Consider the following 14,634-nt stretch of genomic DNA (forward strand, 5'->3'; position numbering starts at 1 on the left):
CAGCCTAAAGCTTACAGCAAAAAATAAAAAAATGATTACAACAGCAAAAAGATTAGATACAGTTGAAGAATACTACTTCTCATCAAAACTGAGAGAAGTTCGTCAACTGCAGTCTGAGGGAAAATCTATCATCAATATGGGAATTGGAAGCCCTGATTTGAGTCCGTCGAAAGCAGTAATTGAAGCGGTTGCCGCGGCAATTCTGGATGAAAACGGACATGGTTATCAGAGCTATCAGGGATTACCGGAATTGAGAAAAGGGATGGCAGATTTTTATCAGAATCAGTTTGGTGTTGAGTTGAACCCTAATAATGAGATTTTGCCTTTGATGGGTTCGAAAGAAGGAATTATGCATATTTCGTTAGCTTTTTTAAATGAAGGCGATCACGTTTTGATTCCGAATCCAGGTTATCCAACCTATACTTCGGTAACTAATTTGGTAGGAGCCGTTCCGGTTTATTATGATCTTAAAGAAGCAAATGCCTGGGAACCGGATTTCGAAGCTTTAGAGAAACTGGATCTTTCGAAAGTGAAGATTATGTGGCTGGGTTATCCGCACATGCCAACAGGAGCGAGAGGAAGTTTAGCGTTATTTGAAAAATTGGTTGCTTTTGCTAAAAAACACAACGTATTATTGGTCAACGATAATCCGTATAGTTTTGTTCTGAATGATAATCCGATGAGTTTATTGCAGGTGGATGGTGCAAAAGAGGTGGCTTTAGAATTGAATTCATTAAGTAAGACCTTCAACATGGCAGGCTGGAGAGTAGGAATGGTTTTAGGAAATCCTGAAATTATCGATGCAGTCCTAAAAGTAAAAAGCAACATGGATAGCGGAATGTTTTACGGAATCCAAAAAGGTGCAGTTGCTGCTTTAAATTGTGATAAATCATGGTTCGAAGACCAAAACAAGATTTACAGACGCCGTAGAGAATTGACAGAAAAACTAGCAGAAAAATTAGGCTGCGAAGTTTATAAAGAAGGAGTTGGACTTTTTGTCTGGGCAAAATTGCCGGAAGGAATAGCATCAGCAGAAAAGTTCATTGACGAAATATTATACGAGAAACACATTTTTATCACACCGGGAACAATCTTCGGAAGCAATGGTGAAGGTTATATCAGATTCTCGTTATGTGTAAAAGAAGAAAAAGTACAAGAAGCGATAGATAGATTTTAAGTATTAAGATTTTAGAAGCAAGAATCAAGAAACAAGATTTTTGACATATTTTGTCAGGCTGAGCGAAGCCGAAGCCCACGTTCCAATTGGAGCGCACTTCTCCCGAAGCCTCGGGATCACTCAGGGTGACAAAAAAAAAAAGATCTTGAAAGAACGAGAGGCCCTAGCCCTGATAGAAGTGGAAATCCTTTTGCGCCGGGGTTTGGCGGAAAAGATTGAAACGGATAGCAGGAATTAGCTTCAAATAAAAATAAATATGAAAGTATACGTAATAGGAATAGGGCTAATAGGCGGTTCGATGGTGCTGGACATCAAAGACCAACATCCTGATGCCACTATTTTTGGAATAGATAATAACGAAAAACACTTGCAGGAAGCAATTGATTTAGGTGTTATCGATCAGGCAGGAAGCTTTGAAGAATTGGGAGATGCTGATTTTGTTATTGTTTCGGTTCCTGTAGATGTGGCGCTGATAGTTTTACCTAAAGTGTTGGATTTGGTTGGAGATAAAACAATTGTTTTTGAAGTAGGATCAACTAAAAAGCCAATTTGTGACGCTGTTGCCAGTCATCCAAAAAGAAGAAATTTTATCGCAACGCATCCAATTGCAGGAACAGAGTTTTCAGGACCTTCGGCAGCGATAAGAGGTTTGTTTAAAGGAAAGACAAACATCATTTGTGAAGTGGAAAAAACCACTTTTAAATTGCAGGAAAAGGCGTTAAAGCTTTTTAGCGAAATAGGAATGAGGATTCGATATATGGACCCAATTTCACACGACAAACACATCGCTTACGTTTCGCATTTGTCGCACATTAGTTCCTTTATGCTTGGGAAAACGGTAATGAACAAAGAAAAAGACGAGCAGGATATTTTTGATATGGCGGGAAGTGGATTTGAGAGCACAGTACGTCTTGCAAAAAGTTCTCCCGCAATGTGGACACCGATTTTTAAACAAAATAAAGAACACGTTATTGAAACATTAGAAGAATACATTTCAAATCTGAGTCGGTTTAGGGATTTGTTAAAAGAAGACGATTACAATGCCATTTTTGAAGAAATGGAAAGCACGAATAAAATTAAAGAAATATTAAACGGATTAACAACAACTAAGAAATAAATTAAAATTAAGATGGAAAATAAGAAAGAAATGAGAAAGTGGTTAGAAGATTTCAATTTAAATCACCCACTTGTGATAGCTGGACCTTGTAGTGCAGAAACGGAAGATCAGGTTTTGAAAATTGCGCATGAATTGAAAGATTCAAAAGTTAGTGTATTCAGAGCTGGAATCTGGAAACCAAGAACACGTCCGGGAGGATTTGAAGGTGTTGGAGAAATTGGTTTAAAATGGTTACAAAAAGCAAAAGCTGAAACTGGTTTATTAATGGGTACTGAAGTTGCGACTGCGGCACACTGTAAACTGGCTTTAGAGCATGATATCGACGTTTTATGGGTTGGTGCACGTACAACTGCAAACCCTTTTGCAGTTCAGGAAATTGCTGATACTTTGAAAGGAACGGATAAAATCGTTTTGGTTAAAAACCCTGTAAACCCGGATTTAGCTTTATGGTTAGGTGGTGTTGAGCGTTTACACATGGCTGGAATCGAGAAATTAGGAGTGATTCACAGAGGTTTTTCTACTTACGAGAAAACAAAATACAGAAACATTCCGGAATGGCAAATTGCTATCGAATTGCAAAATAAATTCCCTGATTTACCATTAATTATCGATCCATCTCACATTACTGGAGATCGTAAAATGATTTTTGAAGTAACGCAAGAGGCTTTAGATTTGAATTACGATGGTATGATTATCGAAACGCACTACGATCCGGACAATGCCTGGTCTGATGCTGCGCAGCAAGTTACTCCGGACGCTTTGAAACAAATCATTAAAGATTTGACTATCAGAAAAACGGATGATACTACAGATCAGTACACTCAAAAAATGACAAAACTAAGAGCTAACATCGACGTTCTTGATGCTAACTTATTAGAGTTATTAGGAAAACGTATGAAAGTAGCTGACGAAATTGGTCAGGTGAAAAAAGATGCAAACGTGGCGATTCTTCAAAACAACCGTTGGAATGAAATTCTAGGAAAAATGATTTTGGAAGGGGAGAAAAAAGGTCTTACTGAAGAGTTTGTTTTGAGAATGTTCAAAGCTATTCACCAGGAAAGTATTGGTCACCAGGAAAAAATATTCAACGCATAATTGAAATATTCAACCATATAAGTTATATAAGTGGTATAAGTTTTATTTAATTTTTGCAAACGCTGAACTTGATTTTTTTTTATACCACGATATTAAAAATAGATTGTTTTTTTATATTAAATCTCCATTGCTTTCGGGCTTTGGAGATTTTTTTTTGAAATAATTTGAAGTGGTTTCCAACCTTTTTAGATTTTATGTTCTCTATATCATTATAGAACCTTAACTCTCGTGTTATGAAATCAAAATTATGTTTATCTCAGCCAGGAATTTTTCAAGTAAACTTGAAAGTATTACTTTTTTTCTTAGTGTTCTTTGGAACAAAAACTTTCGCACAAAGCCCTGAACTTACTGTAAAAGGGGAAGATGCTGAAAAAGTGAGAATGAACAAACTAATTGTCAATGTAAAAGTGGTGGGCAATATCGCTTATACCACTGCCGAGATGCATTTTTTTAATTCGGGAACCCGCCAGATGGAAGGTGAACTTATTTTTCCGTTACCTGAAAATGTGTCGGTTTCAAGATATGCGATTGACATAAATGGTAAAATGCGTGAAGCTGTTCCAGTCAATAAAAATAAAGGAAAACAGGTTTTTGAAGCTATCGAACATCGTCGTGTTGATCCGGGATTGTTAGAGAAAGTAGACGGAAATAATTTTAGAACGAGAATTTATCCTATTATGCCAAACGGAGAACGAACGGTGATCATAGGTTACGAAGAAGAACTTTCGGCTTTTGATAAAGACAATCTGGCATATCAATTGGTGAGTCGTTATCCTAAAAAGCTGGATAATTTTGAGATGAATGTTTCGGTTTTAGGAACTTCGGCTTCGCCAACTGTTTCAGAGAATTCCGGAGATGCGATTGTTTTTTCGAAATGGAACCAATCTTTTCAGACTTCCATTAAAAAAGAAAATTACCAGCCGTCTGAAAAACTACTTTTTAAAATTCCGATTCAGGAAAATGCTCCGAGTATAATCATGCAAAATGTGGGCGGACAACATTATTTTTACGGAACTACTTTTATCGGAGGGAATAAAATAGCTAAGAAAGCTCCGGCTTCAATTGGTTTAATTTGGGATAATTCACTGAGTTGTAAAACGCGAGATGTAAAAAAAGAACTGAGTTTGTTGAATGCTTATTTTCAAAAAATAAAAAATACAAAAGTCACTTTATACTTTTTGAATTATACTTTCGAAAAACAAAAAGAATATGTCATTACAAACGGAAACTGGACTGAATTAAAAGCAGTTTTAGAGCACACAAAATATGACGGAGGAACCCGTTTTTCGCAACTTAATTTCATGAACAATGACGAATACTTGTTTTTCTCTGACGGACTTTCGTCTTTGAGCGAAAATGTTTTGCCAAAGACTAAAAAGCCAATTTATACCATTACATCTTCGGTTTCGGCAGATTTTTCTTTTCTGAATTATTCGGCGATGCAAACGGGTGGTAATTTGATCAATTTAAATCAGGTGAATCAGGACAATGCCTTGGATAAACTGACGAATAGTAATTTGAAGTTTTTAGGTATAAAAGAGAATTATACGGTAACAGATTTATTTCCGATGGAAGGAACTTCGGTTTCGGGAAGCTTTAGTTTTTCAGGAATTTCCCTGAATCAAAAAAATCAAATTACGTTGTTATTTGGATATAATAATGAAGCTGTTTTAGAGCGAAAAATCAATTTGGATATAAACGTTCAAAACACAAATGACGTAAATGTCGAAAAACTCTGGGCGCAGAAAAAAATAGCCAATCTTGATTTTCAATATGCTAAAAATGCTGATGAAATCGAACTTTTAGGAAAGAAATATGGTATTATAACCAAAAATACCTCGTTGATTGTTCTGGAAGATATTCGCGATTATATTTCGTATGATATTATACCGCCGGCCGAATTGCGTGCTGAATTTGACAGAATTAAAAAACAACAGCAGGATACGAATCTGGCGCAGCAAAAAAATAATTGGGAAAGTATCGAAACTTATTTTGAAGGTTTAGATAATTGGTGGCAAAAAAATATTAAATATTCAACTCCAAAACCGTTGCCGAAACCAAAAGTTCAAAAAACCAGAAGATCAGTTAATAATACAAATACAGTAAGCAGAAATTCAGGCAGAAGTGCAAGTGCAGTTTCAACCAGAAGCACAAATGTTGCGGCAGGTAAAGTTGAAGGGACTGTTTTAGATCAGCAAGGAATACCTTTACCGGGTGTGACTGTAACATTACGAGGAGAAAGAGAAGGAACTTACACTGATTTTGATGGTAAATTCGTAATTATAGCAGCCGAAAATAGTACTCTTAACTTTAGTTATCTTGGTTTTGACTCTTATCAATTAAATGTTGGAACAAATAATCAGATTAGAGTTCAGTTAAGAGAAAATACGCAATCGCTAAGTGAAGTAGTTGTAACGAGTTACGCTGCTCCTGTTCGAAAAAGAGATGTTTCATATGCGGTAGAATCAATCTCAGCTGAGAGCATTTCTAAAAAAACTGATATATCTCAAACGCTTGATGGTAAAGTGGCTGGAGTTCAGGTGGAATCGGCACCACAGGATAATGGAATTGTCACACAAGAAAATGAAATAAATAATGATGTAAAAGAAAATTTTGCAACAAGAACTGATTTAACAGAAGGTGAAGATCTTAATATAATCGAAAACGAACCTAAAACCTGGAATCCCGATCGATTATATCTTAAAGCTTTAGCCGCCGCGCCAAAAGATAAGCAGTACGAATTGTATTTTGAATTAAGAAAAGCGCAGGAAAGAAACCCGAGTTTTTATTTTGATGTAGCGCATTTTTTCTACAATCAGGGCGATGTTAAAAAAGCATTACAGATAATCAGTAATATTGCTGATTTAGGTTTAGAGAATCATCAGCTTTATAAAACTCTTACGTATACATTACGTCAGTGGAAAGATTTTGATGATGCCTTATTTACTGCAAGACAAATTGCAAAATGGAGAGCGCATGAACCACAAAGTTTGAGAGATTTTGCTTTGGCTCTTGAAGATGCAGGAAAATATCAGGAAGCTTTTGATGAATTGATTAAAGCATTGGAAGTAAATTATTACGGAGAAATGAGCGGTCAATATGAAGGTGTGGAAGATATTATTTTAATGGATATTAATCGTTTGACAATCGAACACAAAGGTTTGAAAATGGGTAAACTTGATGAAAAATATTTGAAGAAAATGCCGGTTGATATCAGGATAATTATGAACTGGAACCAAATCGATGTCGATCTTGATTTGCATGTTATCGAGCCAAATGGAGAAGAATGTTACTATAGTCATAAAAGTACTGAGGCAGGAGCGAGATTTTCTAAAGACTTTACAGAAGGTTACGGACCGGAACAATATTTAATTAGAAATGCTGTGAAAGGAAAATATCAAATCAAAACCAATTATTTTGGTGAAAGCGAATTAACTGAAAACGGCCCTGCAACAGTTATGGTTGAAATTTATACGACTAAAGCCGGAAAAACCACAAAAACTTTAAAGACAATTCAGTTAGGAAAAATAAAGGAAAATGAAATTTTAGCTGAAATTGTTTGGTAAACGTACCAAATTCTGAGTAAGTCTTTAATTTTAAAAGGCGAAGTTGCGTTGTTCAATTCTAAAAACGTAATTTTGCCTTTTAATATTTTTTAGATTTAAGAGTAATCTAGAATCTAGAATCTAAAATCTAAAATTAAAGAATGACAGGACTCGTATATAAATCTACAGGAAGTTGGTACACTGTAAAATCGGAACAAGGTGATTTTATAGAATGTCGTATGAAGGGGAAGTTTAGGATGAAAGGTATCAAAAGTACCAATCCTATTGCTGTAGGTGATATTGTCGATTATGAACTCGAAGAAACTTCGGATGCTTTAACCGGAACGATTTTTAATATTCACGAAAGAAAAAATTACATCGTTCGTAAATCGGTTAACTTATCGCATCAAATGCATATTATTGCGTCGAATATCGATCGTGTATTTTTACTAATTACGATTAATAATCCGCCAACAACTTTCAATTTTATTGATCGTTTTCTGGTAACTGCGGAAGCTTATAATATCGAAACGATTCTGGTTTTTAATAAAATAGATACTTTTGATGAGGCTACACTTGATGATCAGTTGTACATGCAATACGTATATCAGCAAATTGGTTACAAATGCCTTCGTGTTTCTTCAACAGAAATGAAAGGAATCGAAGAATTAAAAGAAATGATGATTGGTAAAGTAAGTATGTTCTCCGGACATTCAGGTGTAGGTAAATCGACTTTGGTAAATGCCATGGAACCTTCGTTGCATCTTAAAACCAAAACCATTTCTGAGGCCAGTAAACAAGGTCAGCACACCACTACTTTTGCCGAAATGTATGATTTGTCGTTTAATGCAAAAATCATCGATACTCCGGGAATCAAAGGTTTCGGAATTGTTGATATGGAAAAAGAAGAAATCAGCGGTTATTTTCCTGAATTCTTCAAACTAAAAGGCCAATGCAAGTTCAACAATTGTCTGCATAAAGAAGAACCGCATTGTGCCATAAAAGCGGCATTAGAAAGAGACGAGATCGCCTGGTCACGTTACAATAGTTATCTAAAAATCTTAGAAGGTGACGACGAAAATTATCGTACAGATTCTTACGATGAAGATCGAAAAGCGAGTGATGAATTGAGAAAATAGCCCCCTAACCCCCAAAGGGGGAATTCCAGTAGTATTGTTTAAATATTGTAAATTATGATAGAGAATGGTAACTTTTTTTATTCACGTTTTAATTCCCCCTTCGGGGGTTAGGGGGCTATGAGAATTGTTCTTCAAAGAGTTTCACAAGCATCTGTAACTGTAGATTCTAAAATTGTTGCCGATATTCAAAAAGGCTTATTGGTTTTAGTAGGAATTGAAGATCTGGACACTCAGGAAGATATTGATTGGCTGGTGGGTAAAATCATCAAAATGAGAATTTTTGGTGACGAAAATGATGTTATGAACTGTTCGGTTCAGGATATCGACGGTGATATTATTGTGGTAAGTCAGTTTACACTTCATGCTTCTACAAAAAAAGGAAATCGCCCATCTTATATAAAAGCTTCAAAACCGGAATTCGCTATTCCCATGTATGAGAATTTCGTAAAGTCTTTAGAAAAAGAATTCAATAAAAAAGTACAAACAGGAATTTTTGGTGCAGATATGAAGGTTAGTCTCTTAAATGACGGGCCTGTAACGATTTTAATAGACAGCAAAAATAGAGAGTAAAATTTTATTAAACATATGTTAAGAATTTCTAAAAATGATATATATTTGGCGAAATTACTTACTAAATGAAAATTCCTTTTTTTGCATTTTTCTTTTTCTTCTTTATCAATTTTTCTTTTGCTCAAAAGGCTGAATATGCATTTACTACAATTGCAGATAGCCTTAAAGAGAACGCTAATGCTGTTGTTCGTTTAGACCAAATGGATATTAATATTGCTTCTCAGAGAAGCATGAATATCAAAACACAGAGAGTTGTAACAGTTTTGAATGAAAAAGGACTGAATAATATTGATGCTTATCAGCACTATGATAAGTCACTTGGCGTAAAAAGTATCGAAGCAACTGTTTATGATATATCCGGTAAAGAAATTAAAAAGATCAAACGAAAAGATTTTAAGGATCAAAGCGCAGTAAACGGAAGTACTCTTTTTTCAGACAGCCGTGTACTTTATCTCGATTATACTCCCATAACATATCCGTTTACAATTATTTATACAAGTGAAATTGAAAGTTCAAGTACTGCTTTTATACCCCGATGGTATTTTTTGGGAGATTATAATGTAAGTGTAGAGAAATGTATTTTAAATGTTTCTTATCTAAATGATTTGGGATTTAAAAAGAAGGAGTTTTCTTTTTCAGGTTTTAATATAAAAAAGACGGTCGATAGCGATACAAAACTAAGTTATGCCGCCCTTAATATTTTAGCAAGAAGAGTAGAAGATTACAGTCCGTCTACTGATGATCTTTTTCCGAAAGTAATGATGGGATTAGAAAAATTTCATTTAGAAGGTGTTGATGGTACTGCCACAACATGGGAAGCATTTGGTAAATGGTATGGTGAAAAAATCTTAACAGGAACTACTACTTTGCCTGAAGAAACTAAAGTTAAAATAAAAGCATTAGTCGGGGATGAAAAAGATCCTATAAAAAAAGCAAAGATCATTTACGATTATGTACAAAAAAAATCCAGATATGTAAATATTGCTGTAGGTATTGGAGGTTGGAAACCTATGCTTGCCAGCGATGTAGATCGCTTAGGTTATGGAGACTGTAAGGCACTGTCTAATTATACAAAAGCACTTTTGCAAGTTGTAGATGTTCCGTCCTACAATACTATTTTATATGGAGACCGTTATAAGTCCAATATTCAATCTGATTTTGTTTCGATGCAGGGAAATCATATGATTCTGGCTATCCCCAACGGCAGCCATTATACCTGGTTAGAATGTACAAGTCAGGATGATCCTTTTGGTTATCAGGGCATCTTTACAGATGATCGCGATGTTTTGATTATTAAACCGGAAGGCGGGGAGATTGTGAGAACCAAATTGTATGAAGATAACGGCAATACACAAAAAGATACAGGAACTTATACATTAGATGAAAAAGGAAATTTTTCGGGTTCCATATCAATTGTTTCAGGAGGTTCTCAATACAGCTCGAAAGCGAGACTAGAAAATTTACAGCCAACAGAAAAAGAATCACATTATAAAGAATATTGGAGTAATATCAATAATTTGAAACTCGGCAAAATTAGTTTTACTAATAATAAAGAAAATATTCAATTTACTGAGGATGTACAGGTAAATGCTGTTGACTACGCGAAAATTACCGGAAATAAAATGATTTTTAATGTTGATGCTTTTAATCAAAGTTCAGCGAATGTTAAAAGAGTTAGAAATAGAAAAAATCCATTTCAGATTCAGCGAGGGTATTTAGATACGGATGAAATCGAAATTAATTTACCAACAGGTTTTACAATAGAATTTTTGCCTTCAAACGTTGAATTGAAAGGAAAATTTGGAGAATATAAAACCGAAATCATCAAGAAAGAAAATAATAAACTGACTTACAAACGCTCTATGTTTTTAAATAAAGGCAATTATTCTAATAAAGAATACGATGAATACCGTCTTTTTATGGAGCAAGTCTCCAGAAACGATAACGCCAAAATTATATTAACCAAGAACTAACCAAACATGAAAATTATCAAACTTTTTAGTCTGTCAATTCTGTTGTTGTTTATATCAAAAGTAACGGGACAGGAATTTAAACTAGGAAAAGTATCGATTGCTGAATTAGAGCAAAAAGTGCATCCTAAAGATTCATCGGCTGCCGCTGCTATTTTGTACAAAAAAGGAAAAACGAGAATAGAATATGATCAGAATGATGGGTTTATTACCATCACAGAAGTAGAAACCAGAATTAAGATTTATAAAAAAGAAGGATACGATTGGGCCAATCAAAATGTTTGGTATTATAATCAGGCCGGGTTTAAAGAAAAAGTAAGTTTTTCTGATGCCGTTACTTATAATTTGGTAAATGGTAAAATTGAAAAAACGAAACTAAAAAGCGATGGAGCCTTTGATGAAGTCGTAAATAAATTTAGAGGACAAAAAAAGATCACAATGCCTAATGTGAAAGAAGGTTCTGTTATTGAGTTTAGTTACATCGTGAGAAGTCCTAGCGATAGAATAATTAGAGATTGGGATTTTCAGACGAGTATTCCGGTAAATTATTCTGAGTTTTCAACTTTCGTTCCGGAATATTATGTCTTTAATTCAAGACAAAAAGGATATATTTTTCCTAAGATTACTACGGTAAAAAATCCAAAGTCAATAGTTTTTACGAATAAAGAAAGATCCGGAGGCGGATGGGGAAATACTCAAACAACATTTTCTACGGATAAATTAGATTACTCTGAAACGCAAACTAATTATGTGGCAGTAGATTTTCCTGCTATGAAAGATGAAGCTTATGTCAATAATATTGATAACTATACTTCAAGTATTCAGCATGAATTATCAATGACAAAATATCCTAATTCACAAATAAAAATGTATTCGACAGATTGGAATTCAGTTGTGAAAACAATTTACGAATATGATGATTTTGGTCCTGAATTAAATAAAACAGGCTATTTCGAAGACGATTTAAAAAAAATATTAGAAGGAAAAAATACAGCAGATGAAAAGATATTGGTTATTTTAAATCATGTAAAATCGAACGTAAAATGGAATGATTACACCGGATACAGCTGTGATAATGGCGTTAAAAAAGCGTATAAAGAAAAAACGGGAAATATTGCGGATATTAATTTAATGCTAACCGCGATGTTGCGTTATGCAGGTTTAACAGCAAACCCGGTTTTGGTGAGTACACGCTCTAATGGAATTTCTATTTTCCCTAACAGAACCGCTTTTAATTATGTTATTGCTGCGGTTGAAACTCCAAACGGAAATGTTTTGTTAGATGCTTCTGATAAATTTTCAACTCCTAATGTTTTGCCTTTTAGAGCCTTAAACTGGTCTGGCCGATTGATTAGAAAAGACGGAAGTTCTGAAGAAGTAGATTTGATGCCTAAAAAAGCATCAAACGATATTGTTTTTATGAATTATAGTATTGATGCAGAAGGTAAAGTGACGGGAAAAACCAGAAGACAATGTACAGATTATAATGCCATGATAACGAGAGATAATCTTAACGGACTTAAGGAAGAAGAATATTTAGAAAAACTCGAAAACAGAAATAAAAAAATAGAAATAACTGATTATTCAAGGAAAAACGAAAAGGAGTTATTGTTGCCAACGATAGAAACATATTCGTTTACAGGAAATAATTTATGCGAAGTAATAGGAGGAAAGATCTATGTGAATCCAATGCTGTTTTTTACGAATGAAAAGAACCCTTTTAAACAAGATGTCAGAGAATATCCAGTCGATTTTGGATTTCCTTTTACAGATAAATATAATATTACACTTCAAATTCCTGATGGCTTTGTTGCTGAGGTATTACCGGAACCAGTTGTAATGAACATGGAGGATAATTTAGGAAGCTTTAAGTTTATTATTGCTACAACCGAAAATATGCTGCAAATTAACATTCAACATCAGATTAATGAAGCAATTGTATCTACTGAAAAGTACGAAATGCTTAAAGAATATTATAAAAGTATGATAGCAAAAGAAACAGAGAAAATTGTTTTAAAAAGAATTTAATATGAAGTTTCAAAGCTTAGTAATAGTTGTTTTTTTATTTCTGGAAATTTCAAATGTCAAAGGCCAAAATTATGATTTAGGAAAAGTGACTGTTGCTGAATTAAAAGAGAAAACAAATCCAAAAGATACAACAGCACCTGCTGCAATTTTGTTTAAAAAAGGAAAAACATTTTTTACTTTTAATAAAGACAAGGGGTTTTCGGCAAATCATGTTTATGAATTTAAAATTAAAATTTATAAAAAAGAAGGACTAAAATGGGCTGATCAAAAGGTGCGTTTTTATATTGGTTATGAAACTTTGAGTGAAGACCGATTAGAGTTTTCAAACGCAATCACCTATAATTTAGAAAATGAATCAATTGTAAAGACAAAACTTGATAATCAGGGAACTTTTAAGAAAAAAGTAAATAAATTTTGGAATGAAAAAACGATAACGCTTCCTAATGTAAAAGTAGGATCGATTATAGAATATAAATACATTTTGAAATCTGAAAATATTGTAAAATTACCAGATTTTGATTTTCAATATGAAATTCCGGTAAATTATTTCGAATATAAAACAGACATTCCTGAATATTATATTTATAAGCCTATTTTGGTGGGAGGACATAAAGTTGAAACAGATTCGAAGTTAACCAATGGCAGTCAAAGTTTTGAAGATGATTATAACACTTCAAAAGGAATTTCGTACAAACAAATAAGTGCTTTTTATAAAGGAAAAGATATTGCGGCTTTAAGAAAAGAACCCTATGTAGATAATGTAGATAATTATAGAGGATCAGTTCAGCATGAATTAGACAGGGTTCGTTATCCGGATCAGCCTGTAAAAGATTATGCAGTGACCTGGGAAGGTGTTGCGACTACTATTTTTAAGGATAAAAGTTTTGGAAAAGAACTCAATGACAGAGATTTTTTACTGGAAGATGTTAAAAAGTTATTGACGAATGTCGAATCTCAAAAAGAGCGATTGGATATCATCTTTAAATTCGTTCAAAATAAAATGAACTGGAATGCAGTGAATGATTATTACATTGACAAAGGGGTAAAAAAAGCATATACAGATCAAACGGGTAATGTGGCCGAGATTAATTTTATACTAATCAGTATGTTAAAATTGGCAGGAATAGAAGTAAATCCAGTATTGTTAAGTACAATAGAAAATGGAATTCCGGTTTATCCCACAAGAACAGGCTTTAATTATGTGATAGCTGCCGCTGAAATAGATGGTAAACAAATTTTACTGGATGCTACACATAAATTTACGTACCCTGGGATTTTGCCTTTAAATGTTTTGAATTGGAAAGGAAGACTAATAAAAGATGATGGAACTTCACAGGAAATTAATTTAATGCCCATTTCGACATCAAAGGAATATTCTAATTTGATGGTCAAAATTGATAATTTGGGTAAAATAGAAGGCAGGATTAGAATTCAAAGAACAGATTATGATGCTTACCTTTTTAGAGTTGAAAATACCAATACAAGTCAGGAAAATTATCTGGAAAAATTAGAAGAACGATTGGGAGATTTAAAAATTTCAAATTATAGCGTTGAGAATAAGAAAACGAATCTTCAGGAGCCGGTTATTGAAACATTTTCTTTAGTGTCAAATAATAGTGTAGAAATTATTGGAGGTAAAATTTTTATAAATCCATTATTGTTTTATACAAGATCTAAAAATCCTTTTAACCAGGAAATAAGACAAATGCCAGTTTATTTTGGATATCCAACTCAGGAAAAATTCAACTTGAATTTAGAAATTCCGGAAGGATATGCAATAGAGGCGTTACCAACTCCTGTTAAGATTGTGTCAGAGAATAAAGAGATCGTTTATGTATTAAATGTGTTAGGGGAAGGTAATAAAATTCAAATAATTAGTTCAAAAGAAATTAACAATAGTATTTTTGCAGCAGATCAGTATAATGGATTAAAAGACCTTTTCCAGAAAATGATTGTTAGTCAAAATGAAAAAATTATTCTTAAAAAAATATAA

The 14,634-nt window shown here is 33.7% G+C and carries 9 protein-coding genes; all 9 read left to right on the forward strand.

All coding sequences use genetic code 11. From position 1 onward, the window contains the following. The first annotated feature begins 31 nt into the window (after positions 1-31). Positions 32-1,177, forward strand: a complete 1,146-nt coding sequence (locus tag B0A67_RS09855; RefSeq protein WP_072964366.1) for a pyridoxal phosphate-dependent aminotransferase — start codon at positions 32-34, stop codon at positions 1,175-1,177. A 256-nt stretch (positions 1,178-1,433) separates the two neighbouring features. Further along, positions 1,434-2,294 (forward strand): prephenate dehydrogenase, encoded by an 861-nt coding sequence (locus B0A67_RS09865; protein WP_072964368.1) that lies wholly within the window; start codon positions 1,434-1,436, stop codon positions 2,292-2,294. Positions 2,295-2,306: 12 nt separating this feature from the next. Continuing rightward, a complete protein-coding gene (locus tag B0A67_RS09870; protein WP_072964369.1) occupies positions 2,307-3,389 on the forward strand; it encodes a bifunctional 3-deoxy-7-phosphoheptulonate synthase/chorismate mutase type II in 1,083 nt (360 codons plus the stop codon). A gap of 233 nt (positions 3,390-3,622) precedes the next feature. Further along, positions 3,623-6,955 carry a VIT domain-containing protein gene (locus B0A67_RS09875; protein WP_072964370.1) on the forward strand — a complete coding sequence of 1,111 codons (3,333 nt, stop codon included), beginning with the start codon at positions 3,623-3,625 and terminating at the stop codon, positions 6,953-6,955. A gap of 140 nt (positions 6,956-7,095) precedes the next feature. Then, positions 7,096-8,073: a ribosome small subunit-dependent GTPase A gene (gene rsgA / locus B0A67_RS09880; protein WP_072964371.1), complete on the forward strand. Its 978-nt coding sequence runs from the start codon at positions 7,096-7,098 to the stop codon at positions 8,071-8,073. A gap of 117 nt (positions 8,074-8,190) precedes the next feature. Next, positions 8,191-8,643, forward strand: a complete 453-nt coding sequence (gene dtd, locus B0A67_RS09885) for a D-aminoacyl-tRNA deacylase (RefSeq protein ID WP_072964372.1) — start codon at positions 8,191-8,193, stop codon at positions 8,641-8,643. Between the two features lie 65 nt (positions 8,644-8,708). Then, the gene (locus tag B0A67_RS09890) at positions 8,709-10,616 is read left to right on the forward strand and encodes a DUF3857 domain-containing protein (protein ID WP_072964373.1); all 1,908 of its coding nucleotides are present in this window, start codon (positions 8,709-8,711) and stop codon (positions 10,614-10,616) included. 6 nt (positions 10,617-10,622) lie between these two features. Then, positions 10,623-12,641: a transglutaminase domain-containing protein gene (locus B0A67_RS09895; protein ID WP_072964374.1), complete on the forward strand. Its 2,019-nt coding sequence runs from the start codon at positions 10,623-10,625 to the stop codon at positions 12,639-12,641. A gap of 1 nt (position 12,642) precedes the next feature. Next, a complete protein-coding gene (locus tag B0A67_RS09900; RefSeq protein ID WP_072964375.1) occupies positions 12,643-14,634 on the forward strand; it encodes a DUF3857 domain-containing protein in 1,992 nt (663 codons plus the stop codon).

Source organism: Flavobacterium aquidurense (assembly GCF_002217195.1).
Classification (GTDB): Bacteria; Bacteroidota; Bacteroidia; order Flavobacteriales; family Flavobacteriaceae; genus Flavobacterium; species Flavobacterium frigidimaris.

Coding starts and splice junctions, on each gene's coding strand:
- B0A67_RS09890 (WP_072964373.1), top strand. CDS start 8,709: ATGAAAATTCCTTTTTTTGCATTTTTCTTTTTCTTCTTTATCAATTTT.
- B0A67_RS09865 (WP_072964368.1), top strand. CDS start 1,434: ATGAAAGTATACGTAATAGGAATAGGGCTAATAGGCGGTTCGATGGTG.
- B0A67_RS09895 (WP_072964374.1), top strand. CDS start 10,623: ATGAAAATTATCAAACTTTTTAGTCTGTCAATTCTGTTGTTGTTTATA.
- B0A67_RS09875 (WP_072964370.1), top strand. CDS start 3,623: ATGAAATCAAAATTATGTTTATCTCAGCCAGGAATTTTTCAAGTAAAC.
- B0A67_RS09855 (WP_072964366.1), top strand. CDS start 32: ATGATTACAACAGCAAAAAGATTAGATACAGTTGAAGAATACTACTTC.
- B0A67_RS09870 (WP_072964369.1), top strand. CDS start 2,307: ATGGAAAATAAGAAAGAAATGAGAAAGTGGTTAGAAGATTTCAATTTA.
- B0A67_RS09900 (WP_072964375.1), top strand. CDS start 12,643: ATGAAGTTTCAAAGCTTAGTAATAGTTGTTTTTTTATTTCTGGAAATT.
- dtd (WP_072964372.1), top strand. CDS start 8,191: ATGAGAATTGTTCTTCAAAGAGTTTCACAAGCATCTGTAACTGTAGAT.
- rsgA (WP_072964371.1), top strand. CDS start 7,096: ATGACAGGACTCGTATATAAATCTACAGGAAGTTGGTACACTGTAAAA.